We start from the raw sequence: 26,972 nt of genomic DNA on the forward strand, positions 1-26,972 counted from the left end.
TATTCATAACAAATAAGGAATACACTTTTATTTTTTACCGATAAATGGTACATTAGCAAAAAATCCTAAATTCATTTATGCTAGAGCAAAATCAATACAACGAAGATAATATTCGTTCACTCGATTGGAAGGAACATATTCGTATGCGTCCGGGTATGTACATCGGGAAATTAGGGGACGGGTCATCACCGGATGATGGTATTTATATTCTTTTAAAAGAGGTTTTAGACAACTGTATCGATGAATTCGTTATGGGTGCCGGAAAAACTATCGAGGTAAGCATTAAAGATAAAACAGTTTCTGTTCGTGATTACGGACGTGGAATTCCATTGGGTAAAGTGGTCGATGTAGTTTCGAAAATGAATACCGGAGGAAAGTACGATTCTAAAGCCTTCCAAAAATCAGTTGGTCTGAATGGTGTCGGAACAAAAGCGGTAAACGCATTATCGAATTTTTTCCGCGTTGAATCGGTTCGTGATGACAAACAAAAAGCAGCAGAATTCTCTGCTGGAAATCTGGTTCAGGAAGAAGACGTTATCGATACTACAAAACGTAAGGGGACAAAAGTAATTTTTACGCCAGATGAATCGATCTTTAAAAACTATAAATTCCGTTTAGAATACGTAATTAAGATGGTCAAAAACTATTGTTACTTAAACAATGGTTTGACGATTATTTTTAATGGCGAAAAATACTATTCAGAAAACGGCCTTCGTGATTTATTAGAAGAAACCATCAATGAAGAAGATTTAGAATATCCGATCATCCACTTGAAAGATCATGATATCGAAGTCGCATTAACACACAGTAAAACACAATATAGTGAAGAATATCACTCTTTTGTTAATGGTCAAAATACAACTCAGGGAGGAACGCACTTAGCGGCTTACCGTGAGGCCGTTGTAAAAACCATTCGTGAGTTTTACAATAAGAATTTCGAAGCATCAGATGTTCGTAAATCGATTGTAAGTGCGATTAGTATTAAAGTCATGGAACCGGTTTTTGAGTCTCAGACCAAAACTAAATTAGGCTCTACAGATATGGGTTCTGACGATGGAACTCCACCGGTTTCTGTACGTACATTTGTAAACGATTTTATCAAAACCAAATTAGATAATTATCTACATAAAAACCCAACAACTGCTGAAGCTTTATTGCGTAAAATTCTTCAGGCAGAACGCGAGCGTAAAGAATTATCAGGAATTAGAAAACTGGCGACTGACCGTGCTAAAAAAGCCAATCTTCACAATAAAAAATTAAGAGACTGCCGTGCGCATCTTCCAGATACCAAAAACCCAAGAAACTTAGAAAGTACGCTTTTTATTACCGAGGGAGATTCGGCTTCCGGATCGATTACCAAGTCGCGTGACGTGAATACACAAGCCGTTTTCAGTTTGCGTGGTAAGCCTTTGAATTCGTACGGAATGAGCAAGAAAATCGTGTATGAAAACGAAGAATTCAACTTGCTCCAGGCGGCACTTGATATCGAAGACGGATTAGAAAAATTGCGCTATAACAACATCGTAATCGCAACCGATGCCGATGTCGACGGAATGCACATTCGTTTGCTTTTGATTACGTTCTTTTTACAGTTTTTCCCGGAATTAATCAAAGAAGGACATTTGTATATTTTGCAGACACCACTTTTCAGGGTTCGTAACAAGAAAGAAACAATCTACTGTTATTCTGAAGAAGAAAGAAAAGAAGCGATCGAAAAACTAAAACCAAAACCAGAAATCACGCGATTTAAAGGTTTGGGAGAGATTTCGCCAGACGAGTTTAAAAACTTTATTGGAGATACGATCCGACTTGATCCGGTTATGATGGATAAAAATACTTCGATTGAGCAATTATTATCCTTCTATATGGGAAAAAACACTCCAGATCGACAGGATTTTATTATCAAGAATCTGAAGGTGGAGATTGATGAGCTTGAAGATGCCACTATTTAAAAAACATACTATTGTCAAGCGATCTTCAAAATAATTTTATATTTCAGCAAGTAGTTGAGCTATTGCAAAATGCCCGACAGCAGGTTTTGCGTGCCGTAAATTCAACAATGACAATTACTTATTTTGAAATTGGAAGAATAATTGTTGAAGAAGAGCAAAATGGAAAAAATAGAGCTGAATATGGGAAACAGCTTTTAAAAAGTCTTTCTCAGCGATTGACAAAGGAGTTTGGTAAAGGATTTTCTGTTGATGTTTTAGAAAGAATTAGGAAGTTTCATTTAATTTATTCAAAATCTGCAACACTGTCGCAGATTTTGGAAATTGAAAATTCCGAGACAGTGTTGCGGAAATCTGGAAATCCCGAAAATCAAAAATTACTTTATAGTTTTTTCACATTATCTTGGTCTCATTACTCTTTTTTAATGCGAATTGATGATGAAAAGGAAAGACGTTTTTACGAAATAGAATCTGAAAAATACAATTGGAGTCTAAGAGAATTAAAACGTCAATACGATTCTGCACTCTATACAAGATTGGCTTTAAGCCGGGATAAAGAAGGAATATTAAAACTTTCAGAACAAGGACAAATTATCGAAAAGCCAAAAGATATAATTAAAGATCCTTATATTCTTGAATTTTTAGGATTGCCAGAATTGCATCAATATTCAGAATCTCAATTAGAGGAAGAGATCATTAATAAACTGGAGCATTTCTTATTAGAATTAGGTCATGGTTTTACTTTTGTTGGGAGACAGCAAAGAATTACTTTTGATGATAAACATTTTAGAATTGACTTAGTTTTCTATAACAGAATATTAAAATGTTTTGTTCTTATTGATTTAAAAATCGGAGAATTAAAACATCAGGATTTAGGTCAAATGCAGATGTATGTTAACTATTATGACAGAGAAATGCGCTTGGAAGATGAGAACAAAACTATTGGAATTGTTCTTTGTCAAAATAAAAGTGAAGCTGTGGTAAAATATACATTGCCTGAAAACAATGAACATATTTTTGCTAGTAAATACAAGACTGTTTTGCCAAGTGTTGAGGTTCTGAGAGAACTTCTTCAAAATAAATAGAGAGCGATAAATGAAGAAAATTATATTTTTGATCGTAACCTTACTTTTAATTTCTTGTAAAAAGAATGATACAGATAAAACATATAGTAAAGTAATTAATAAAAGAGAGTTTCCAATAAAGAATTATTCTAAGATTGAACTGATTTCTTATTATAATAGAAATTATTGGGATACTAAATTTAAAGGAGAATTTCCAATTCACAAAGTATTAGTAGATAAATATAAATTAACTTTCGACAGTACAATGATACAGGAAAGAGTTGTTTTAAATAAAATTCAGGAAAAAGAGCTTTTGAATTTAATGATAAGTGATAGTTGTTCACTTGATCAAATTGAGTCAGCTTGCTATAATCCTAGACACATGATTCTGTTTAGAGATAATAAAAACAGAATTATTGGTTATAATGAGTTTTGCTTAGAATGTCAAAGCTCAAGAGCTTCAGATAATTTAGAAGATTTTCAAAGCTATTGTTATTATGATATGAGTAACTTATTTAAAAAATTTGGAATTACACTTTTTGTAGAAAATGATGATCCAAAAGCAATAGCGAAAGAAGAAGCATTCGCAGAAAAAATTTGGCAATCAAAGCGATTAAATAAAAATACTGAAATAATTCAGCATAAAAAATGAAAGACGAAGAAGACGACAACTTAATTCCAAACGACGACGAGAATAATCAGGATGAAAACCAGATTGATGATAATCAAAATGGGGATGATGATGAGATTATTGATGTAGATGCTAAAAACTTTGAAGGACAGCATTTTTACGAAAATCAGGAAGAAGAAGGCGAAGACGTTATTACGAAAGTAACCGGAATGTACAAAGACTGGTTCCTGGATTATGCTTCGTACGTAATTCTGGAACGCGCTGTACCTGCAATCGAAGACGGTTTTAAACCAGTTCAGCGTCGTATTATGCACTCTTTGAAAGAGCTGGATGATGGCCGTTATAATAAAGTTGCCAATGTAGTTGGGCACACCATGCAGTATCACCCTCACGGAGATGCTAGTATTGGCGATGCAATGGTACAGATTGGCCAAAAAGATTTATTGATTGACTGTCAGGGAAACTGGGGTAATATTTTAACAGGTGACGGTGCTGCAGCACCCCGTTATATCGAAGCACGTTTATCCAAATTTGCTTTAGAGGTCCTGTATTCTCCAAAAATCACTGAATGGGGATTGTCATACGATGGTAGAAAAGCCGAGCCAATTAATCTTCCTGTAAAATTCCCATTGCTTTTGGCGCAGGGAGCAGAAGGTATTGCGGTTGGTTTATCAACAAAAGTTTTACCTCATAACTTTAACGAATTAATTGACGCTTCGATTAAAATCTTAAAAGGAAAACCGTTTACGCTCTATCCTGATTTTATGACGCAGGGTATTGCCGACGTTTCGAATTACAATGACGGAATGCGTGGCGGGCGTGTGCGGGTGCGTGCTAAGATTTCCCAATTAGACAAAAATACACTGGTGATTACACAGATTCCGTTTTCTACCAATACTTCGAGTTTGATTGATAGTATTTTGAAAGCCAATGAAAAAGGTAAAATCAAAATCAAAAAAATTGAAGACAACACTGCAGCAGATGTTGAGATTTTAATTCATCTTTTCCCAGGGGTTTCACCGGATAAAACTATTGATGCTTTATTTGCATTTACAGCCTGCGAAACCTCTGTAGCACCTTTAGGTTGTGTTATTGAAGATAATAAACCCTTGTTTATCGGTGTTTCTCAAATGTTGAAAATTTCTACGGAAAGAACAGTTGAGTTACTTAAGCAAGAGCTTGAAATCCAATTAGAAGAATTAAAAAACAAATGGCATTTTTCTACTCTGGAGAAAATCTTCATTCGCGAAGAAATGTACATTGATTTCAAATTATACGGCGACAGGGAATCCCTTTACAAATATTTGTATGACCGTTTTGAGCCTTTCAAAAAATCATTCGTAAGAGAAATCAATGATGATGATTTGCAAAGACTGACTCAGATTCCGATGATTCGTATTACCCGTTTTGACTCTGATAAAGCCGATGAATTGATTTCGAGGTTAGAAGAAGAAATGAAAGAGGTCGAATACAATCTGGAACATCTTACCGATTTTGCCATTTCTTATTTCACTAAGTTAAAAGAGAAATACGGAAAAGGGCGCGAACGCCAGACTGAACTTCGTGTTTTTGATAATGTTGAAGCCACAAAAGTAGTTCTAAGAAACACCAAATTATACGTAAACCGCGAAGAAGGTTTCGTAGGAACCAGCTTAAAAAAAGACGAATACGTTGGAGACTGTTCTGATATTGATGATGTCATTGTGTTTTTGCGTGATGGCACAATGATGATTACAAAAGTTGATAGCAAAACGTTTGTGGGTAAAGACATTATACATGTTGCAGTATTTGATAAAAGCGATAAACGCACCATTTACAACATGATTTATCGTGATGGAAAATCGGGTCCGTCTTATATTAAACGTTTCAATGTTAGCGGAGTCACCAGAGACAAAGCGTATGATTTAACGAATGGCACCAAAGGTTCTCAGGTTGTTTATTTCTCGCACAATCCGAACGGTGAAGCTGAAGTTGTGACGATTTTATTGCGCCAGATTGGAACAATCAAAAAACTGAAATTTGATATTGATTTTGCGAAATTAGCTATCAAAGGACGTAGTTCGAAAGGAAATCTGGTTACCAAATATCCAATCAAGAAAATCGAATTAAAAGAAAAAGGAATTTCCACTTTATTGCCTAGAAAAGTCTGGTTTGATGATACCGTTAAACGTCTAAACGTTGACGGAAGAGGAGAATTACTGGGCGAATTCAAACCAACCGACAAGATTTTGGTTATCAGTCAATCCGGTAAATTAAAAGTAATTATTCCGGAGTTATCTACTCACTTTGAAGAAGATATGATTGTGCTGGAAAAGTGGAAACCTAAGAAACCAATTTCTGCGATTTATTACGATGGTGAAAAAGAGCGCTACTTCTTAAAGCGTTTCCTTGTGGAAAATGAAGGCAAAGAAGAAAGCTTCATTACCGATCATCCGAATTCTCAGTTGGAAATTGTATCAACAGATTATCGTCCGGTGGCACAATTGGTTTTTGCAAAAGTAAAAGGTGTTCAGAAAGAAGATCTTCATATTGATGTAGCAGACTTTATAGCCGTAAAAGGTTTTAAAGCTTTAGGAAATCAATTAACAACAGAAAAGTTAAGACAAGTCAATTTATTAGAACCGCTTCCTTACGAAGAACCTGTTGAAGAAGTTCCAGAAAGACCTGAAATTTCAGAAGACGATCCTGTAGAAACTGAATTAGATGATGATGGCCAGATTGGTCTGGTTTTAGAATAATTTCAAAATAGAAATATACAAAAAATGCCCTTTTCGAAAAAAGGGCATTTTTTTTTACTTAGAGCCTGTTTAAATTTTATCTAATTGCTTTTTACGGCTTATTTTCCGCTATATTTCGTTAAATTTACTCAAAAATAAGTCTATTATTATTTCAAAATTTGCCTCATCTATCGAAAAATAATCTCATAAAAATCTAAATATTTAAAATTTAAACAGGCTCTTAATTATTTCAAAATTTGAGCTGCATGTTCTTTTGTTTTTACCTGTGAAATAACCTCATCGATTATTCCGTTTTCGTCAATTACGAAAGTAGTCCTGTGAATTCCGTCATATTCTTTTCCCATGAATTTCTTTGGTCCCCAAACTCCAAAAGCATTGATTACTGATTTGTCTTCATCTGCCAAAAGCGGAAAAGGAAATTCGTATTTGTCTTTGAATTTTAATTGCGCCTTCTGACTATCAGCACTTACACCTAAAAGTTCGTAATTATTAGCTTTAAAACGCTCAAAATTATCCCTTAAATCACAGGCTTCTGCGGTACAGCCCGGTGTGCTTGCTTTGGGATAAAAGAAAACGACCAGCTTTTTTCCTTTATAATCTGCCAGTGTATGTGTTTTTCCGTCCTGATCTGTTCCTGAAAAATTGGGGGCTTTATCCCCTTTTTGTAATGTCGTCATGTTTTATAATTGTTAATTATGAATTGTTACTTGTTTTCTGCCCCGGATTACAGTGAAAACCCCGGAATTGTGAAAGTTTACATTTTTTGCATTAAGAAAGCGACCAGCGGAAGCTCTTGTTAATGCTTAAAAATGTTACTTTGACAATGAGGAGTTGAAACGGAAAGCCGGATTAGGCACATCATTAAAATTATACTATTTTTACAGTAATAAAAATACGGAAATGAATAAAGAAGCCCGAGTACAATTTGTTATAAATACGTTAAAAGAACTCTACCCTACTATACCTGTCCCACTTGACCACAAAGATCCTTATACCTTATTGATAGCAGTATTGCTTTCGGCACAATGTACAGATGTGCGTGTGAATCAGATTACGCCTTTATTATTTGCTAAGGCCGATAACCCATATGATATGGTAAAAATGTCTATAGAAGAAATTAAGGAAATTATTCGTCCGTGCGGGTTGTCACCAATGAAATCAAAAGGGATTCACGGATTATCTGAAATTTTAATTGAAAAACATAACGGAGAAGTTCCTCAGAGTTTTGAGGCTCTTGAAGCTTTGCCGGCTGTTGGCCATAAGACAGCAAGTGTGGTAATGTCTCAGGCATTTGGGGTTCCGGCATTTCCGGTTGATACACATATACACAGATTGATGTACCGATGGAATCTTTCGAACGGAAAAAATGTAGCCCAGACAGAAAAAGATGCTAAAAGATTATTTCCAAGAGATTTATGGAATGATTTACACTTGCAGATTATCTGGTACGGACGTGAATATTCTCCTGCAAGGGGCTGGAGTCTGGAAAAAGATATTATTACGAGAACTATTGGAAAAAAATCAATAATAGAAGAAGCTGCCAAAAAGAAAGTTTAGCAGCTTCCTTAGAAATTATTTACTGTTTTTCAAAGCATTATATTCATTAGTCATTTCCAGAGCTCTGTAGATGCCTAAAAGTGATTTTTTTGCTTCTTCATTGGCTGGTTCGATAATTAAAGCCTTTTTAAGAATCGGTATTGCACTTTTTACGATCTCATCTTTTTTAGCATTTAATTCATCATATTGTTTTACCTCTTTTGGAGTATTTCCCAGTGCATTCATCTGATCTACCAATGCCTTTTTTAATTCCATTTTGACAAAAACGAGATTAATGCAACAATTAATACAATTAGGATTTACATGTAAAGCATCCTGATAATTTTTTTCTGCATTAGCAAAATCATTTCTCTCCAAATATGAAAAAGCCAGATTAGTTAAAACTTCTTCTCTTTTTGAAGGAGGCGAAAAATTTCTGGGTTTCTCATATACACCTTCACTAACGGCCAAATCACGCGCACCTAAAGAAACGAATGCATCTTCTACTTTTGTCTTTTTATGAGTTGCATAAAAAATAGTTCCTGTTCCTGTATAGTTCTTTTTTTTAAGTTCCTCGTAATATTTGATAGATGAAACATAATCTTTACCTGTTAGGGAAGCAGCTGCTGCATTGTATAAGTTTAAGGTATCTTTTTTATCAAATAAGTAAACTTCATAACTCTTATCAGCACTTTCTTTGTATTTCCCTTCTTTGAAATCGCTAATTGCACCCTTAACGAGTTTTGATTTAATATCTTTTAAAGCTAAATCTGCCTTAAAAGCATATTTGTAATGACGTGAATCATTTTCATACAAAAGTACGTCCTGATATGCCCCAGAAGCCAATGTAAAATTATTTTTAGGATCTATGTCCTTATTCGCTAAATCTTTATGACTATTTCCTTTTAAATAAAAAAAATCAGATTTGGTTACGTCAGGAGCATTTACGATAAGATATTCAATTTTTTTTAAAATTGTTAATGACTCTTCGATTTTTCCTTTATCATAAAAAGACTGAGCTTCTTTTATTTGATCTTTTTGTGCAAATACCCCAACATTTACCAATAACAGAAAGGATAGTATTTTAATATTATTTTTCATTTTTTGTTTAGTTTGATTATTAAATAATTGATTAATTGCATGTAGTATACATTTAAAAGGCACAAACAAAACAAAATAAATTATCGTAGTTTTTTTTCATAGATGGTAAAATTGGTGCTTTAAATTTTTATTTTATTATTATTTCTTTTTATTCTGACTCATTTCTAATCAGACAAATTTAGGTCTATTAATTGGTACAAAATAAAAGCTTTTTTTCAATAACCTAAAGATAAAAATCAGACAAACGAACAAAGCACTAAACTTTAACACGGTAATAATAAAAATCCTAATTAAAGCACAATTACTTTAACTAATTAAAAATTTAAACAGCAAATCCTGTTATTTATGTCACCACACATTTAAATTGATTATCTATTTTATCATTAAATTATTGCATAAAAAAGCTCACTATCAGTATTTTCATACGAATAGTGAGCTTTGATGCAAAATGCCGATTTGGTTTTTATTTCGAAATAAAAAATCTCGATAAAACTAAAGTCTTTAAAGTTTAAAATTTAACCCCCTAAGCCTCTTTTGAACAATTAATATCTAATAAAATTCATTGTTATTAATTACTAATTGTCTTTAGAGAATTATACTCTTTTGTCATATCCAAGGATCTGTAAATCCCTAAAAGCATCTTTTTAACTTCTGGATTTTTCGGGTCGATAGTAAGTGCTTTTGTAAGATAGGGAATGGCACTTTTTGTTATATCATCTTTTTTTGCTGACAATTTATCATACTCCAGCATTTCTTTTTTAGAATTCCCCAAAGCATCTATCTTGTCTACTATTTCTTTTTTTGATTCTAGCTTTAAATAAGCCAGATTGATGTACGCATCAATATAATTAGGATTTAATTCTAAAAGATAATTGTAGGTCGCCTCTGCTTTTATTAATTCCTTTCTCTCCAAATAAGCATATGCTAAGTTTCTATTTACCTCGAACTTCCTGGAAGGAATAGCTTCATTTCTCGGTTTTTCATAAAGTCCTTCCTGAATATAGGATTCTCTTGCTTTTGGAGAGATAAAAGCTTCTTCTTCTTTTGTTTTCTTATTGGTTGCGTAATAAAGAATTCCATTTCCTGAAAAGTTGATTTTTTTTAACTGCTCATAATATTGGATTGCCAAAACATATTCCTTTGCATTTAAATAAGCAGCAGCTGCATTGTACAAATTCATTGTATCCTTTTTATCGAATAAATATACTTTATAGCTCTTTTCAGCACTCTCTTTAAAATTACCTGCCTTGAAATCACTGATTGCACCATTAACAAGTTTTGACTTCATATCTTTTAAAGCCAGGTTTGCTTTTACGGAAAGTTTGTATTTACCAGCTTCATTTTCATATAAAATTACATCCTGATAAGATTGTGATGCAGCAGAAAAATTATTGGCAGCATCAATGTTTTTGAGAGCCAGGTCCTTTAACACATTTCCTTTTAAGAAATAAAAATCTGATTTTTCCTCATCTGGGGCATTTAGAATTAGATATTCTGTCTTTTTTAAAATTGCAATTGCCTCATCAGATTTTCCTTTTTCAAACAAAGATTGGGCATCTTTTATCTGAGACTTTTGAGAATATACTCCAACATGTATCAATACTATTGATAACATTATAAATTTTAATTTCATGTTTAGATTAGTTTGATAGTTAATAGATTTTGGGCTGCGTTTAGATGCAAAACTGTAGGCTTGTAAATCTGGGATTTAAAAGCTTCATCAAACTAGATAGAAAAATTAGGGTAGTTTTTTATCATATCAACAAATTTTATACGGTTAGACGTTCACTCAATACATATAAAAAAATTCATTTTTTAACTGAATTAAAATTATAAATGTTTTTTTTCACATCATTTTTTGAAGGTTATTTATTTTTTATCTAAAAATAGAATTAAAAAACGAATACACAAATAAAATCCAAATTATTTTTCAAAAGTCTGTTTAAAAGAAACAATTCCTTACAAGAACAAGTTGTTTTGCGCCATTTCTTTATTACAAATATTTCCCAACAGTCTTACGACATCATATGAATTAGGATTTATTTTATAAAAAAAACTCACTATTTGTATTTGCATACGAATAGTGAGCTTTCAACCAAAACGACCATTTGGTTCTCTTTCGAATAAACATCCGACAAAGTAGTGGGCTGTTTAATTAGCTATAACTTCAAAACTTTTATTATCGATTTTCACAACTTTTAAAGCTTGTGAATAACTTAATAAAAAAGAAACGACTTCTTTGTTTGGTTTTAAATCTTTAGAAGCTAATGTCTTTTTAGAGTAAATTTTCGCCATACTATGAAAATGTTTTATACCAGTATAACGCGACAATATCTAAAATAGTATTAATTGGTTAAAATAATTTGATGCTTATCAATTATTTTTCTTAAATTCATTAACGCATAACGCATTCTGCCTAATGCCGTGTTGATACTTACACCGGTTAATTCAGAGATTTCCTTGAAACTCATATCCTGATACATGCGCATTATCAATACTTCTTTTTGATCATCAGGAAGCTCCTGAATCAGTTTTTTAAGATCAACTTCGACCTGGTCCAAAATCATTTTACCTTCAATAGTTAAAGAATCATCAGACATAATCGAAAAAATCGAAAACTCTTCTGTTTCTCTGTACATTGGCATTTTTTTGGTTTTTCGAAAGTGGTCTACAATTAAATTATGAGAAATTCGCATCACCCAAGGCAGGAATTTACCTTCTTCGTTGTATGAGTTGGATTTTAAAGTTTTAATAACCTTAATAAAGGTATCCTGAAAAATATCATTTGAAATATCTCTATCTGCAATCTTTGAATATATGAATCCATAGATTTTAGACTCATGCCTTTTTATTAATGTTGCTAAAGCATTTTCATTGCCTTCAACATAATTTTTAACCAATAGAGCGTCAGGAATATGCAGATCAGCCATAATATACTACTTTTTTAGTTGTTTAAATTTGGAGTAATTTTCTAAAAAGTAATTTTATTGTATAGGCTTATCGTTTTTTGAGTTTGTTAATAATCTGTCCAAATTTAACAAATTTTTATTTTAAAAAGCAAATGAACAGAAGAATAATTAGTAGTAAAATTCGAAATAATATTAATTAATTTTAAATTTTTATTGATAAAGTGCGTTTAAATCTTAAATAATTTAAATGTTTTAACAGTTAAAAAAAAGAAGCATCCTCATCTAAATTATTTATTTTAAACAAGTTACACTTCTTTTTTTAATAGTAGTTATTTTATATTATTTATATACACGGACATAATCAATATAAAATTTTTGAGGCAAAACTGCATCATCAACAGCCGGTCCTCCAAAATTTCCTCCAATGGCTAAATTAATAATGATATAAAATGGCTTGTCAAAAGGCCAGGTATCTTCATTTTTAACTTCAGGATTAAAAGTATAAACCAAAATTTCGTCAACGAAAAAATCAATTTTATCTTTATTCCATTCGATTGCATAAATATGATATCCTTCTTCTATATTAGGAAACTCAGTTCTTTTTGTATTAATTGTATTTCCATGACTGTCCTGAGTATGCAGGGTGGTATAAACCATATGCGGGTCTCTTCCTATATATTCTAAAATATCGATTTCTCCCGTTTTAGGCCATTTTACCTCATCAATATTGGCCCCTAACATCCAAAATGCAGGCCATAAGCCATGACCAACAGGCAGCTTGGCCCTTGCTTCGATCCTGCCATACAAAAACTCTTTTTTCCCTTTAGTTGTAATTTTTGTCGAAGTATATTTTTCGCCTTCTTTTCTGGCTTCAATGACCAAATTACCTTCTTTTATTTCATGATTGGTTTTGGTATAAATTTGTCTTTCATTGTTTCCCCAACCGCAAAGAGTAGGACATCCGTCACCGACTTCAAAATTCCAGACAGATTCGTTTACCTTATTATTAAAATTTTCTTCCCAAATCAGTTTTCTTTTTACTTGTTGAGCCATGCAGAAGCTACTAATTACAAAAAGCAACATTACTTTTTTCATGTCAATATTTTTTTTAAATTAAGAAATTAAGAAGGCCAGCAAAAACTGACCTTCCAATTTTCATCATATTAATTAATTATTTTATTGATATACCCTTACATAATCAATCTCCATAGAAGACTGTGTAAAAGAGGGATCGATATTCCCTCCAAGATTTCCTCCCATTGCTACATTTAATATCAAAAAGAAGTCGCTGTTAAATGGTAATGAAGCCGTATTCGCAACAGAATGTATGAGTGTATCATCAGTATATATTTTTATGGATGCCGGGCTCCAAACCGCTTTATAAACATGAAATTCAGTTGAAACATTTGCGATTGTTTTACTGCCTGTATCAGCGTTTCCTCCAGAGCGACCTGGATAATGGAGTGTACCATGAATTACATTTTGATTGTTTCCTACATGCTCCATAATATCAATTTCACCACAGGCAGGCCACGGACTTGTTGCATAATTTTGCCCTAACATCCAGATGGCAGGCCAGGTTCCGGCACCTGTAGGAAGTTTAGCCCTTACTTCTATTTTTCCGTACTTAAATTCAAATTTATTTTCAGAAACCAATCTTGCTGATGAATAAGCCGCTCCTCCTGAAGATTCTTTCTTTGCCGTAATCTTAAGATTTCCACCCTGAACGATTACATTCGCAGCAGCATTAGTGTAATTCTGTTTTTCATTATTTCCCCAGCCATTATCTCCGGTTCCTAAATTATAACCCCATTTAGAAGGATCAGGAGCACCATCAGTATTAAACTCATCTGACCAGACTAAATTACTATAATCTACATCTGTACCCGGAACCTGAGTTGGCTTTGTTGTCGTAAAAATATGATACCATGCCAAGGCAGGATTACCTCCCATAACAGCTCTTACGACCATCCTGTTAGCTGTAATAGATAAAATCTCATAAGAACTCTGACCGATATAATACCCCATAAATCCACCATCTGAGAAGTTTAGCATAGTTCCTCTTGTTTGAGTGGCATGATTAGGATTTTTAGTCACAACAGATTCTGACGGACTCAGGGATACATTTTTCACACCTCCCGCATTGTATGCCAAACAGGCATCATCAGGTGAACTTCCTCCTGCAACACTTGCAAAAGCAGCATTAAAGAAGGTTGAACCCCCATTATTCAGTTCGTATTTTAATTGTTCTCCATCCAAAGAAAAAGTCAGTACATTTTCATACAGGCAACTGCTAGCTGGTGAGGCTGCTTTTTCAAATGCACCTGCCTGATAATAGTTTGCATAATAATTTTTGGTTGCATCACCATCATTTTGTCCCACTCCTAAATGTCCTGGTTCAGAAGCCGACCAATACCATTTTTTAGATGTTCCGCCAGTCAGGAAATTAACTGCTTCAGGATCACTAAAATTACTTAAGACCTCAACTTCAATTGTAGTATTGGTAGCTATTCCCCCTTTTCCGTAAGCAATAGCCGTAACGATGTATTTGTTTACACCTGTTTTCGTAAATCGTTTATCAAAATGACCACCAGGGCAATTTTCTGAAGTCCCGTCACTAAATACATATTTATATGAAATAACATCATCTCCGGTTGCTACAAGTTTAACAATTCCTGATCCGTCTCCATAGGGTTCTGCAGCTGTTTTTCCAACAATTTCTGCTGTTATCTGAATATTTGTTGGAGCAGTTATGTCTCCAAAAGCGTAATCATCTTTCTGACAACCAATCATCAGGAGAATCGCAAATAAGGATACTATTTTTATAATTATTTTTTTGCTCATGATTTCTTTTTTTAATTGGATTGTTTTATATCATCGAAGTAATAGGTTGAACCTGTTCCCATTTGCCCGAAGTCCGGAAACAAAATTACTCGGTCGTATTTATTTGCTGTACTAAAATTTGGCGCTGTAGTAAGGTCAAAAGTTAATACCTGCCATGCATTTGCTGTTGTGGTAGTTGCATGTGCTTCAAAAAATACCGTTGGGTTTCCATTTCCGTCTTTTGGCGATGTTGAAACTTCCATTTTGTATAAAATATCTGCGCCAACCTTAGGTGACCACACACTTACTTTCACAGTGGTTCCTTTAGTAAAATCAATTGTATTTTCTAAATTAAGACTTGCACCAGCCCAAACCTGAGCTCCGGATGTTTTCTCAATTTTAACCACCTTGTTAGATACATTAACCCCCGTTTTATCAGGATTTGTTACTACAGAAACAGGAATTGGTCCAAAACCTGCATCTCCAAAACCACCCCAGGCATACGTTAAAGCAGATTCAAAATCAAGAGGCAATTTTACAGACTGAGCAGCTGTTTTATAGAAATAAATATTATCTATGTAAACATTCTTTCCTGCAGGAGTTCCAACCAATTTCAACTGAAAAATATCAGCAACAGTTAAATTCTGACTTGTAAATGCCGAAATTGGAATATCAATACTGGTCCATCCGTTTAGTGTAAGGTTTGTACTTACCGGTTTTTCTCCATTCGTTTTACTAATTAAGAAAGTTTCGATTTTCCCTAAATCTGCAGTCCAGACATCCATATGGAAAAACTCCATTCCGGATACATCAATTGTCACACCCTCTGCCAATCCAATACCCTGGTAATTCAGGTTGTTATAATTCAGCATTTTATCTCCTGCTAAATCAAATTCTGTAAAAGCAGTAGATTGTCCCCAATTTGGATAAAAATCAGTTCCTAAAATATCAGTATATTTAGAACTATAAATAGAAATTACATCGCCTGCCTGTCTGTTTGGCGGAACTGGCGCAGAAGTTGTTGGATTAAGAACGAGTGTAGCGGTAACCTGAGTGGTATATTCTGTTGTGGCAATCGCAGCACTTTTTGAAACTACACGAATGGTATATACTCCTGCATTTTGGTACGTATAGGAAACCGATTCGCCGTTATTTGCCGAAATTGGATCCGGTTTTCCTGCTTCCCCAAAATAAACATCATAAAACAAAGCATAATCTGCGCTAGCCTTTACAGTTACTTTTTTAGAAACTGATAAATCATTTGTTACCATAACTACTAAATTCTCAGGAGCCTTAAAAGAGACTACTACCTGCTGAGCTACTTCTGTAGTTTTTCCATTTAATCCCGTTGCTATGATTTTGGCAGTATAAACACCTTCTTTATAAATATGAGTAACAGTTCCTCCCGGAGAAAAGTAATCGGACTCCTCAGAACCATCTCCATAATTTATTTTATACTCTGTTACTCCTTCTCCTTTAGGCAAAAAAGTGACCTTGCCTGAATTATCCTGTGTTACAGTAGTCAAAGCCGATATATTTTCAGGTGCAGCTATACCGTCTAAATCAATATCGCTGTCATCGCTTGCACAACCCATCAGGATTGTAAAAACGAAAAAACTTATAATAAAATGTATTTTTTTCATAATTGATGTTATTTAATATATCCGGGATTTTGTTGCCAGTTTCCATTTGAAAACTGAATTTCCTCAATTGGAATTGGAAATAATTCATTTTTGTTAGCCTGAAAACCAGGAATTGTTCCAACTGCTTTTCCCGTTCTCACCAAATCAAAGAAACGATGTCCTTCTCCGAAAAGTTCCAGCCTTCTTTCAGCTAAAATAAAATCAGTTAATGCAGCTCCTGAGGCAGAAACATTGTGATTAGTGTCTCCAAAAGCACGTTTTCTAACTTCATTTAGATATCCTCTTGCTTTGCTGTCATCAATTCCCCCGCGATTGTAAGCCTCAGCTGCCATTAAAAGAACATCTGCATAACGGATCGCTCTGTAATTATTCGGATTCGTCAAATTCAAATCCCCTGCAGCATTGACACTTCTTTTTCTTGGTAAATACTTTCTGTTAAAAAATCCTGTATCTTCATTTCCTTTACCATATTTAACACCCGGGTTTGCTGCTGCCCAGGCTTTTATATCTAATATAGCTACATCTTTACGTTTATCTCCAACTTCAAAAGCATCCGCACTTTCCTGAGTTGGAACATTAAAACTAAAACCAGGCGAAAACAAAGGCCCCTCATAACCCCTGATTCCACTGAAACCAACAGCAACATTCCCTTCGCTACACTGTAAACACCCAAACCCGGCACCTTCAACATCTGTATATTGTACTTCAAAAATAGATTCCGGGCCATTCTCACCATCCATTTCGAATATTGAATTATAATCTGTTACCAAAGAATAAGGAGAAGTGCTGATTAAACTTTCTAATGTCGTTGCAGCCTGTGCAAACTTATCCTGATATAGGTAAGCCTTCCCTAACAATGCCTGTGCTGCACCTTTAGTCACTCTTCCCTTTTGAGTCGTGGTTGGAGACAAATTGGCAATTGCAAAAGTTAAATCAGCTTCTATTGAAGCATATACCTCTGCTACTGAAGAACGCGGAATTTTAGCTTCATCCCCTAATTTAAACCTTGCATCGCCCTTCATAGGGATGCCACCAAACCATTTTACTAATTCAAATTGGTAGTATGCCCTAAGAAAACGAGTTTCTGCAAGGAGTTGTGCTTTTCCTTCAAAATCTGTTTTATCCTTAAATTCAAGAATATAATTTGTTCTTTGCACTCCGGCAAACATCCAGTTCCATATATCATGTAAATTGCTGTTTACTGGTGTATGAATCATATCATCTACTTGTTGAAAACCCACTACATCAGTAGGACTTTCACCCCCAGCCAAAGTATTATCAGAAGCAATTTCTCCTAATAAAACATTTACATATGTAGATTGAAGTATGTCATAAGCAGCCACTAGAGCCTGGTCATAATCACTTTTTGAGTTAAAATAATTTTCTGAATCTATAGAATATTGTGGTTTGGTTTCTACAAAATCATCCGAGCAAGAAATAAAAAGTGCTGCAAACAGTATTCCTGTTAAAAGAAATATTTGTGTATATTTTTTCATTTTGATAACAATTAAAAGTTAAGATTCAGTCCTAATTGATAAGTTCTTGGTATAGGATAAAACCCGTAATCAATTCCTCCCGCAATAGGATCTCCGGTAGAAGCTCCAGGATCAAAACCTTTGTATTTTGTAAAGGTGTAAATATTGTTAGCACCGACGTACAACCTAAGTTTTGTAATTCCTGCTTTTTGAGTTAATTTAGGATCTAATGTGTACCCTAACTGTACATTTTGTATTCTCAAATAAGAAGCATCTTCTACATAATAATCAGAGAATATGCTATTTGCTGTAGCCCCTGTTGTCACTCTCGGTGTTGAATTAGAAGTCCCTTCACCAGTCCATCTGTCTAATACATAATCCAAATGATTAACATCAGAAAGATTTCTCTCGTAATTTCTTATTAAGTCATTACCTAAAGAAGCATAGGTATAAACAGCAAAATCAAGATTCTTGTAATTCATTTGTAAATTAAAACCCATAGTTGCAGTTGGTATCTGATCACCGATATTGGTTCTGTCCTTACTATCTAAGACACCGTCACCATTTACATCTACAAATCTCAAATCCCCAGGAACCGCATTTGCTCCCAAAGCTAGCTGTGATGGATGGGCATCAACTTCGGCCTGGTTTTGAAAAATACCATCTGTCTTATAGCCATAAAAATAGCCAATTGGTTTTCCTTCTTCCATCCTTGTTGGAGCTTGCTGACCTACAGAAAAAGCACCTCTTTCTATATAATGAGTTTCATTATTTACTTCAAGTACTTCATTTTTAAGGAAAGTTACATTATACCCAACGCTCATTGAAAAAGCATCAGAAAATTTTTCTTTGTAATCTATAGCAAATTCAATCCCTGAATTTCGTACTGTACCTGCATTTATTGTTGGAGCACCAGCACCAGGAGCACCTATACCTCCAATACCAGTAACTGCAATACCAGGTATTAATAAATCTTTTCTGGTATCAATAAAATAATCAGCTACAACAGAAATTTTATGATCTAATAATTTCATATCGAAACCGACATCAAATTTTTTAGCCTCTTCCCACTTAACATTCGGGTTTGCTAATACGCCTTCAGCCCTGCCGCTAACCAATTCATCATTAAAAACATAGGTTGCCTCTCCTGAAAGCTGGCTCAAATAACGATAATCTCCAATCTGATCATTTCCTAAAGTACCGTAACTCGCTCTGAATTTCAAGAAGTTAATTACTTTTGGTTTCCCAAAGAAATTTTCGTCGGAAACAACCCAGCCTCCTGTAAAAGAAGGGAAATATGCTATTTTATTATCAGGACCAAATTTTGTGGAGGCATCTCGCCTAATCATAGCAGATAACAAATATTTGCCTTTATAATCATATTGTACTCTTCCAAAATAAGACAATCTTCTTTGGTCATAATTATAAGATCCGTTAGTCAAAACTTTTGGAATAGTTGTTATCAAACTAAGATCTGCAAATTCCCAGGAATTATAAGGCACATCATAGCCTGTAGCTGAGAGTCCGTTACCCCAGGTCTTAAAAACTGTAGTACCAAGTGTTCCAACTAAATTGTGATTTTCACCTATTTGTTTACTATAGGTACCATAAAGATCAAATGAATAATCATTGTCATTTACGGCTCCCTGCGTTACAGAGCTTTGTTTTACATCAAATACTTTATCACCGTAACTTATTTGTTTTGCAAAGTTTTTCGATTCACTATTTGAAGTGTTAAAACCAATATTTCCAGAAAGTACAAAACCTTTGAAAATCTTATAATCTAAACCAAAATTGCCGTTGATCTTCTTATAGTTATAAGTGTTGTATGTATTAGCAATTTGCGCTAATGGGTTAATAATCTCATTTCCTAAACCATCACGTGGAATTATAGTAAAATTACCATTTGCATCATAAGGACTTATTGTAGCAGGAATATTTAATGCATTAAAGAGAACAGACCCAAGTCCATTTTCATTCAAGGTCTTTCTTGTAAAATAGGTATAAATCACATTAGTCTTAAACTTCAATCTATCAGATACATCACCTCCTATTGCAACTCTTGCAGTATTTCTTAGAAAACCGGATTTCTCTCCACCAACAATTCCTTCCTGATCAAGGTGTGATCCGCTTACTGAATAATTAATTTTCTCAGAACCTCCTGAAATAGATAAATCATGATTAATAATTGGCACTCCTTTACCAAAAACTTCCTCTTGCCAATCTGTCCCTTTCCCAAAACCATTTACATTTGGATATTTAATTCCCTGTCCCGCATTTGCGTAACTTTCATTTAGTAAAAGAACATATTCTGTGGCATTTAAAGTAGGAAGTTTTCTTGAAGTTTCCTGAAACCCTGTATAAGTGTTATATGATAGCTTAGCTTTTGAGTTTCGTTTACCCATTTTAGTGGTGATCAATATAACCCCATTTGCTCCAATAGTTCCATAAATAGCAGCCTGCGCATCTTTCAAAACAGTAATTGTCTCGATATCACCAGGATTAAGCAAACTTAAATCTCCAACATAACCATCAATAATAGCCGTTGGCTTATTTTCTCCATTAGTTGCAATACCACGTATACGAATATCTAATCCAGCTCCAGGTGCACCTGACTGGCTCGTTACATTGACTCCTGAAACAGTCCCTTGTAAAGCCTGTTCTACTTTTACAGGTTTTAATGCTTCAATAGTTTTGCTGTCAACAACTCCTACCGCCCCTGTAACCTCTCTCTTTTTTTGGCTTCCGTAACCAATAACGACAACTTCGTCCAATGACTTTGCATCATCGCTCATTTTGACCGTTATCTTGTTACCCGACACAGAAACTTCTTGTGTCCGGAAACCGATGTAACTTAAAACAATTACGGTTCCTTTTGAAAGACCTGATAATTTAAAAGAACCGTCAAAATCTGTAGTGGTACTTTGTGACGAACTTTTAACTTTTACATTTACACCTGGCAGCGACATACCTGATGCATCCAGCACTGTACCATTTACATCAAATGTCTGCGAAAATGCAAAAGAAGTAAATAGTAGCAATACTATTAATAATAATTTTGGCTTCATATTTAGTTAGTTTTTTATTGAATGATAAATGTATCGTATCTCTTTAAGAATAAGATAAAAATAACCTCAACAAAAAACATACATCGCAAAAAAAACGCATATAAAATACACATACATCAAAAAATACCTTTATCTTATCATGAATTACAAATGTTGATTTTTTTAACAAATAAGTGTGTAATTCACAATAAAACACAAATGTTGAGGTGATGTATAGGTATTTATATCGTACTGTGGATGTACTATACAGACAAAATATATTCTACTAAGCCGACTTCATGCTCCAAATCCATTTTTTTACGTAAACGATATCGTTTTATTTCGACACTTCTCACCGAAATATTAAATAAGGGAGCTATTTCTTTTGAAGAAAGATTCAATCGCAGGTAAGCACAAAGCCTCAAATCGTTAGGAGTAAGTAAGGGATGTATCTGTTTTATTCTTTTTAAAAAGTCTTTGTCGGCATTGTCAAAAGCTTCTTTAAAAACTTTCCAGGAATCTTCCTCAGTAATATTGTCATTTATAGTTCTAATAACGGATTTGATGTTTCTATTGTCATCCTGAGCCGTTTTCTTTAAATCTTCTTTGATAAAAGCTAAAAGTTCATTTTTACTATTCAAACTCATGGTTGAAACTGCTAATTCCCTGTTTTTATTATCCACATCCTTCGACAATTGCTCGTTTCTGAGTTTCATTAACTGCTGTTCGTTTTCAAGTTCCTTGATCTCCAATAATAGATTATTTTCCTCTATTAACTTCTCTTTTTGCTTCTGATAAAAACTTCGATATGCTTTATTGATAAAGTAGCCAATTACAACAAGCAGCAACAAATAAATAAAACGTGCCAGATTCGTTAAATACCACGGTTTTAAAACTACAAAAGTATAAGTGGCAGTGTTCTGTAAAAGTGTATTCGCATATTTTGCACGTACTCTGAATGTATATTTTCCGGGAGATAAATTTTTAAAATTTACAGAAGATTTTGTACTCCATTCACTCCACTCATTCTGAAAACCTTCTAATAAATACTGGTATTCTGAATTAATATACTTATTGTATTCCGGAACAGTATAACTTAATGTAATATTGTTTTCATTCGATTTAAAACTTCCTTCTTCATTTAAAACTACATTTTTTAAAGTTTGATTCTGTTTATTAACTAAAATCTCCGAAATAGAAACTGTATAATTTTTAAAACTTAAATCATCAATATTAAGTGTATAATAGCCATCTGTAGTCCCGATTAAATAAGCTGACTTTGAAATTTGGGTAATATTTTCAAAACCCTGCATCGAATTCGTTAAAGATGAAGGAATTGGAATCACATTTTGCTTTAATTGATGACTTAACTTACTGGCAGAAAAATAATGGATGTAGTTTTTAGAAAATAACCAGATTTTATTTGATTTGTCAACAATCAATTTCCCCGAAGTATATTCATCCTTTTCAAAAATAGAACTCAGTAATTTGTCTTTTTCAAACTGCTTTGTAACTGAATTTAACTTGAATATTCCGTCTTTACACGCATAATATATGGCATTATTAAATTTTGTAAGACTTGCATTTTTTCCTTTTTTGGGAGAAGAATAGGCATAAAAATCCTTTGTCTTTAAAAAAGAATAATCAGTTTTAAACCTAAAAACTCCTTTGTATTCATGACTCACATAAATTTCCTGATTTGGAGCAATTTCAAAATAACGCGACGAATAATTAAAGCCTTCAATTTTATTTTTAAATCGCCATTGATTATTAATTTTTTCTAAAACCGAAATCCCGTAATAATTTCCCTGAAGCAATATATTTTTATGATTTGGTGTAGGCTCGAATTTCCATGTTCCTGAATTCCTGAAAATATTTCTTGCCGAAGTGTTTTCTACAATAAAAGTACCTGAATCATGACCGCAAAAAAGAGTATTGTCATATTCAAATAATGACCAGACTTGCCCTTTTGTTCCATTTATAAATTGAAAATCGCCATTGCTTTGGTATCTTTTACAAAACAATCCCTGATTAGTTCCTACATATAATATTCCGTTATGTACAATTGAAGCATAAACAGTCCCTAATACTCCAGTATCATCTGTAAAACTATGTACAGGAGTCTGCAGATTGATACAATTAATTCCGTTATCAAGACCAATCCAGACATTCTGATCCTTATCTTCAAACAAAGACAAAGCAGTATTATTACTTAATCCTTTACTTTGTGAAATATGATAATTTAGTTTTCCTGAATCCGATAAAATAAAAATCCCATCAGAAACAGTTCCTAAAGCATAACTCCCGTCATGAAGCTTTTGACTGCTATACACAAATCCTGATTTTATCTGTGAATCTACTTCTGTTTTAAAGGGAGTTAAAACTGTTCCATTGAGTTTATAAAATCCGTCTAATTGTGTCAGAATCAGTAAGCCGTCATCAACAGTAAAAACATTTACAATGGTATTTTTTTTAAGAACTGGATGCTCTGAAATCAATTTTCCTTTTCCTTCTTCGATTTCGAACAGCCCCTCATTTGTAGTTTGGTAATAAATCGAATTTTTAGTACAAAATGATTTTACAACACCATTTTTAGGCGCAATAATTTTAAATCTTTTTGTTTTGGTATTATAGATATAAATTCGGTTCAAAGACTGAAATAAAATCCATTGATCATATTTTAAAATATTCCAGAACTGCTCATCGTCCAGAATTTTGTTTTTGATTTTGTCGCTGAGTGAAGTGTATTTTAATTTTCCATTTGATTGTCTTGTCCAGCAACCAAAATTCATGTAGCAACCTGTATAAATCTTATTATCGATTACTTTTACCGATCGCATTATGGTTTCGTTTGCCGTTGGATATAACTCCCAATTTGTTCCATTATACTCTAAGAGTCCTTCATTATTGGCAAAATACATTATATTTTGTTCGTCCTGCGTAATCATCCAACTTTGGTTTCCTGCACCATGAACAGTCGAAGGATATTTTACAATTGGCGGTAATTCCTGAGAAAACAGGCTTAAACACATCAAAAAACAAAGTAAAGAAAGTTTAGTTTTCAAGTTTATGCAGTTTAATTTGTTATAAAACAGTTCTAAAATAGCTTATTTTGAATCAAACCAGCAAATTTTAATATAAAATATATAAGTCTAAAAAATTGTTTTCTATCCAGATTCTGTTAAAATTTGGAACAGCCACCTTAACAAAACTCATTTCAAAATTGATTACTTTTGTAGAAATTGACTTTTTTATGCAGATTGATCTTTCGACACTAGACCCAAAACATAATATCATCATTAAAGGCGCTCAGGTACATAATTTAAAAAATGTAGATGTTGCTATTCCGCGAAATAAACTTGTAGTCATAACAGGACTTTCAGGATCTGGAAAATCCAGTTTGGCATTTGATACTTTATATGCCGAAGGACAGCGCCGTTATGTTGAAAGTTTATCATCATATGCACGCCAGTTCTTAGGGCGTTTAGACAAACCTAAAGTTGAATACATCAAAGGAATTGCTCCGGCAATTGCAATTGAACAGAAAGTAAACACCACCAACGCCCGTTCAACTGTAGGGACGTCAACCGAAATTTACGATTATATCAAACTTTTATATGCCAGAATTGGCCGTACTTATTCTCCGGTTTCCGGAAGAGAAGTAAAAAAGAATACCGTAACCGATGTTATCTCAGATGTAAAGACTTTAGAAGTTGACAGCAAATGGCTTTTATTGTCACCTATTCATTTAGAAGAAGGAAGAAAGCTTGAAGACAAACTTAAAGTCCTTTTGCAACAGGGATTTGCGCGTATATTAATTGATAACGAAATGGTTCGTCTCGATGAATTTGCATCTTCCGATATTCACAAATTAGACAATAAAGACATTTTATTAGTCATTGACAGAATCGTTGTTAAAGAGGAAGAAGAATTCTATAACCGTCTTGCAGATGCTGTACAAACCGCTTTTTTTGAAGGAAAAGGAATTTGTTTCCTTCAGGAATTAGGTACCGATAAAAGATTTTCTTATTCTAATAATTTCGAATTAGACGGCATTACATTTTTAGAACCAAACGTTCATTTATTCAGTTTTAACAATCCTTATGGAGCCTGCCCGGTTTGCGAAGGCTACGGAAACATCATTGGTATTGATGCCGATTTAGTTGTACCAAACACAGCATTATCTGTTTTTGAAAGTGCTATTTATCCATGGAGGGGCGAAAGCATGAGCTGGTATAAAGATGAATTAGTAAAACATGCTTATAAATTTGATTTTCCAATTCACAAACCGTATTTTGAACTCACAGAAGATCAAAAAGATTTAATCTGGAAAGGAAATCAGTATTTTCAGGGATTAAACAGCTTTTTTAAAGAACTTGAGGAGAAAAATTATAAGATTCAAAATCGTGTAATGTTGTCACGCTATCGTGGAAAAACTAAATGTCATGCATGCCGTGGCAAACGTTTACGTGAGGAAGCTTCATATGTGAAAATCAGTGGAAAAACGGTTTCTGAATTAGTGGACTTACCAATAAAACACTTGGTTACTTTTTTCAAAAACATCGAATTGAATGTTTACGAACAACAGATCGCCAAACGCTTAATGGTCGAAATTAACAATCGTCTCTCATTTTTGACTGAAGTTGGTTTAGATTATCTTACTTTAAACAGAAACTCAGCATCACTATCAGGAGGTGAATCCCAAAGAATTAATCTTGCCACTTCGCTTGGAAGCAGTTTAGTAGGATCGATGTATATCCTTGATGAGCCAAGTATAGGTTTACATCCAAAAGATTCTGAACGATTGATAAAAGTTTTACTATCACTTCGTGATTTAGGAAACACTGTGATAGTTGTCGAACACGATGAAGATATTATGAAAGCTGCAGATATGATTATTGATATTGGTCCTGAAGCAGGGACTTTTGGAGGAAATCTTGTTGCTCAGGGAACTTATGATCAGATTTTAAAATCAGAGTCTTTAACTGCAAAATATTTAAATGGTGATTTAGAAATTTCTGTACCTAAGAAAAGACGTAAATTCAAAAATCATATTGATATTATTGGGGCCAGGGAAAACAATTTAAAAAACATTAATGTCATTTTTCCATTGGATGTTTTAACTGTTGTCACAGGGGTTTCAGGAAGCGGAAAAAGTACCCTTATTAAAAAGATTTTATTTCCGGCTATGCAGAAAAAACTGGAAAGTGCTTCAGAAAAAGCGGGTCAGTTTACAGACATAAAAGGATCTTTTTCTCAAATAAAACACATTGAGTATGTAGATCAGAATCCTATTGGAAGAAGTTCCAGATCCAACCCTGTTACTTATATAAAAGCGTATGATGATATTCGTGATTTGTACGCCAAAGAAAAACTGTCTAAAATAAGAGGTTATCAGGCCAAGCATTTTTCTTTTAATGTTGATGGTGGCCGATGCGAAACCTGTAAAGGAGAAGGCTCTATAAATGTCGAAATGGTATTTATGGCAGACGTTTCTTTACCGTGTGAAACCTGTGGAGGAAAACGATTCAAAAAAGAGATTCTTGAAATTAATTTCGACGACAAAAACATCAATGACATCCTGACCATGACTATCGATGATGCTATTGCTTTTTTTGAAAAAAACAAACAAACCAAAATTACTCAAAAACTGCAACCGCTGCAGGATGTGGGTTTAGGCTATGTACAGTTGGGTCAATCTTCTTCTACCCTTTCCGGAGGCGAAGCACAACGTATTAAACTCGCCTCTTTTTTAGTAAAAGGTGCAACCAAAGATAAAGCTCTATTTGTATTTGACGAACCGACAACAGGATTGCATTTTCACGATATTAAAAAACTACTGGCTTCATTTGATGCCCTAATTGAAAAAGGGCATTCTATTATTGTAATTGAGCACAATCTTGACCTCATAAAATGTGCGGACTGGATTATTGATTTAGGTCCTGAAGGAGGTGAAAACGGCGGTCATTTATTAGCAGCCGGAACTCCTGAAGACATTGTAAAGATTAACGAGTCTGTTACAGGAATTTATTTAAAGGAAAAACTGCACTAAAAAT

The 26,972-nt window shown here is 33.7% G+C and carries 17 protein-coding genes; 6 read left to right on the forward strand and 11 right to left on the reverse strand.

Translation table 11 applies throughout. The features are described from left to right. The first annotated feature begins 77 nt into the window (after positions 1–77). From K8B81_RS11315 to K8B81_RS11330, 4 genes are read left to right on the forward strand one after another with little or no spacing between them, the layout of a single operon-like run. A complete protein-coding gene (locus K8B81_RS11315; protein WP_223681587.1) occupies positions 78–1,952 on the forward strand; it encodes a DNA topoisomerase IV subunit B in 1,875 nt (624 codons plus the stop codon). Positions 1,953–1,963: 11 nt separating this feature from the next. Continuing rightward, positions 1,964–3,034, forward strand: coding sequence for a PDDEXK nuclease domain-containing protein (locus K8B81_RS11320; RefSeq protein ID WP_223681589.1), 1,071 nt, complete (start codon positions 1,964–1,966; stop codon positions 3,032–3,034). Between the two features lie 10 nt (positions 3,035–3,044). Continuing rightward, complete coding sequence (locus K8B81_RS11325) at positions 3,045–3,665, forward strand: hypothetical protein (RefSeq protein ID WP_223681591.1); 621 nt, start codon at positions 3,045–3,047, stop codon at positions 3,663–3,665. Beyond that, positions 3,662–6,382: a DNA gyrase/topoisomerase IV subunit A gene (locus K8B81_RS11330; RefSeq protein ID WP_223681593.1), complete on the forward strand. Its 2,721-nt coding sequence runs from the start codon at positions 3,662–3,664 to the stop codon at positions 6,380–6,382. The genes K8B81_RS11325 and K8B81_RS11330 overlap by 4 nt, the downstream gene beginning before the upstream one ends. Before the next feature lie 224 nt (positions 6,383–6,606). On the opposite strand, the gene bcp is transcribed toward K8B81_RS11330, so the two are convergent. Further along, positions 6,607–7,059, reverse strand: coding sequence for a thioredoxin-dependent thiol peroxidase (gene bcp / locus K8B81_RS11335; RefSeq protein ID WP_223681594.1), 453 nt, complete (start codon positions 7,057–7,059; stop codon positions 6,607–6,609). 223 nt (positions 7,060–7,282) lie between these two features. Between bcp and K8B81_RS11340 the strand changes: the two genes are divergently transcribed. Beyond that, positions 7,283–7,939 (forward strand): endonuclease III domain-containing protein, encoded by a 657-nt coding sequence (locus tag K8B81_RS11340; RefSeq protein WP_223681595.1) that lies wholly within the window; start codon positions 7,283–7,285, stop codon positions 7,937–7,939. A 15-nt stretch (positions 7,940–7,954) separates the two neighbouring features. On the opposite strand, the gene K8B81_RS11345 is transcribed toward K8B81_RS11340, so the two are convergent. The 10 genes from K8B81_RS11345 to K8B81_RS11390 all read right to left on the reverse strand — a co-directional run bounded on the left by K8B81_RS11345 (position 7,955) and on the right by K8B81_RS11390 (position 23,981). Beyond that, on the reverse strand, positions 7,955–9,019 hold the full coding sequence (locus K8B81_RS11345) for a tetratricopeptide repeat protein (protein ID WP_223681596.1): 1,065 nt from the start codon (positions 9,017–9,019) through the stop codon (positions 7,955–7,957). Between the two features lie 568 nt (positions 9,020–9,587). Continuing rightward, positions 9,588–10,652 (reverse strand): hypothetical protein, encoded by a 1,065-nt coding sequence (locus K8B81_RS11350; protein ID WP_223681597.1) that lies wholly within the window; start codon positions 10,650–10,652, stop codon positions 9,588–9,590. A 518-nt stretch (positions 10,653–11,170) separates the two neighbouring features. Next, a complete protein-coding gene (locus K8B81_RS11355) occupies positions 11,171–11,314 on the reverse strand; it encodes a hypothetical protein (protein ID WP_223681598.1) in 144 nt (47 codons plus the stop codon). 50 nt (positions 11,315–11,364) lie between these two features. Further along, complete coding sequence (locus K8B81_RS11360) at positions 11,365–11,949, reverse strand: RNA polymerase sigma factor (RefSeq protein WP_223681599.1); 585 nt, start codon at positions 11,947–11,949, stop codon at positions 11,365–11,367. A gap of 318 nt (positions 11,950–12,267) precedes the next feature. After that, positions 12,268–13,023, reverse strand: coding sequence for a glycoside hydrolase family 16 protein (locus K8B81_RS11365; protein ID WP_223681600.1), 756 nt, complete (start codon positions 13,021–13,023; stop codon positions 12,268–12,270). A gap of 81 nt (positions 13,024–13,104) precedes the next feature. Then, a complete protein-coding gene (locus K8B81_RS11370) occupies positions 13,105–14,772 on the reverse strand; it encodes a glycoside hydrolase family 16 protein (RefSeq protein ID WP_223681601.1) in 1,668 nt (555 codons plus the stop codon). Positions 14,773–14,783: 11 nt separating this feature from the next. Continuing rightward, positions 14,784–16,394, reverse strand: coding sequence for a carbohydrate binding domain-containing protein (locus tag K8B81_RS11375; protein WP_223681603.1), 1,611 nt, complete (start codon positions 16,392–16,394; stop codon positions 14,784–14,786). 8 nt (positions 16,395–16,402) lie between these two features. Continuing rightward, positions 16,403–17,890 carry a RagB/SusD family nutrient uptake outer membrane protein gene (locus K8B81_RS11380; RefSeq protein ID WP_223681605.1) on the reverse strand — a complete coding sequence of 496 codons (1,488 nt, stop codon included), beginning with the start codon at positions 17,888–17,890 and terminating at the stop codon, positions 16,403–16,405. An 11-nt stretch (positions 17,891–17,901) separates the two neighbouring features. Further along, positions 17,902–20,937: a SusC/RagA family TonB-linked outer membrane protein gene (locus K8B81_RS11385; protein ID WP_223681606.1), complete on the reverse strand. Its 3,036-nt coding sequence runs from the start codon at positions 20,935–20,937 to the stop codon at positions 17,902–17,904. A gap of 242 nt (positions 20,938–21,179) precedes the next feature. After that, positions 21,180–23,981, reverse strand: coding sequence for a triple tyrosine motif-containing protein (locus K8B81_RS11390; protein ID WP_317196956.1), 2,802 nt, complete (start codon positions 23,979–23,981; stop codon positions 21,180–21,182). Positions 23,982–24,169: 188 nt separating this feature from the next. On the opposite strand from K8B81_RS11390, the gene uvrA reads away from it, so the two are divergent. Beyond that, positions 24,170–26,968, forward strand: coding sequence for an excinuclease ABC subunit UvrA (gene uvrA / locus K8B81_RS11395; RefSeq protein ID WP_223681646.1), 2,799 nt, complete (start codon positions 24,170–24,172; stop codon positions 26,966–26,968). The last annotated feature ends 4 nt before the right edge of the window (positions 26,969–26,972 follow it).

The sequence above is a fragment of the Flavobacterium hibisci genome, from assembly GCF_020026925.1.
GTDB classification, from domain to species: Bacteria; Bacteroidota; Bacteroidia; order Flavobacteriales; family Flavobacteriaceae; genus Flavobacterium; species Flavobacterium hibisci.

Bases quoted from the DNA above. Each gene is read 5' to 3' on its own strand.
- K8B81_RS11375 (WP_223681603.1), bottom strand. From the start codon at position 16,394: ATGAAAAAAATACATTTTATTATAAGTTTTTTCGTTTTTACAATCCTG.
- K8B81_RS11365 (WP_223681600.1), bottom strand. From the start codon at position 13,023: ATGAAAAAAGTAATGTTGCTTTTTGTAATTAGTAGCTTCTGCATGGCT.
- K8B81_RS11345 (WP_223681596.1), bottom strand. From the start codon at position 9,019: ATGAAAAATAATATTAAAATACTATCCTTTCTGTTATTGGTAAATGTT.
- K8B81_RS11330 (WP_223681593.1), top strand. From the start codon at position 3,662: ATGAAAGACGAAGAAGACGACAACTTAATTCCAAACGACGACGAGAAT.
- uvrA (WP_223681646.1), top strand. From the start codon at position 24,170: ATGCAGATTGATCTTTCGACACTAGACCCAAAACATAATATCATCATT.
- K8B81_RS11385 (WP_223681606.1), bottom strand. From the start codon at position 20,937: ATGAAGCCAAAATTATTATTAATAGTATTGCTACTATTTACTTCTTTT.
- K8B81_RS11370 (WP_223681601.1), bottom strand. From the start codon at position 14,772: ATGAGCAAAAAAATAATTATAAAAATAGTATCCTTATTTGCGATTCTC.
- K8B81_RS11380 (WP_223681605.1), bottom strand. From the start codon at position 17,890: ATGAAAAAATATACACAAATATTTCTTTTAACAGGAATACTGTTTGCA.
- K8B81_RS11315 (WP_223681587.1), top strand. From the start codon at position 78: ATGCTAGAGCAAAATCAATACAACGAAGATAATATTCGTTCACTCGAT.
- K8B81_RS11350 (WP_223681597.1), bottom strand. From the start codon at position 10,652: ATGAAATTAAAATTTATAATGTTATCAATAGTATTGATACATGTTGGA.
- K8B81_RS11325 (WP_223681591.1), top strand. From the start codon at position 3,045: ATGAAGAAAATTATATTTTTGATCGTAACCTTACTTTTAATTTCTTGT.
- bcp (WP_223681594.1), bottom strand. From the start codon at position 7,059: ATGACGACATTACAAAAAGGGGATAAAGCCCCCAATTTTTCAGGAACA.
- K8B81_RS11360 (WP_223681599.1), bottom strand. From the start codon at position 11,949: ATGGCTGATCTGCATATTCCTGACGCTCTATTGGTTAAAAATTATGTT.
- K8B81_RS11340 (WP_223681595.1), top strand. From the start codon at position 7,283: ATGAATAAAGAAGCCCGAGTACAATTTGTTATAAATACGTTAAAAGAA.
- K8B81_RS11355 (WP_223681598.1), bottom strand. From the start codon at position 11,314: ATGGCGAAAATTTACTCTAAAAAGACATTAGCTTCTAAAGATTTAAAA.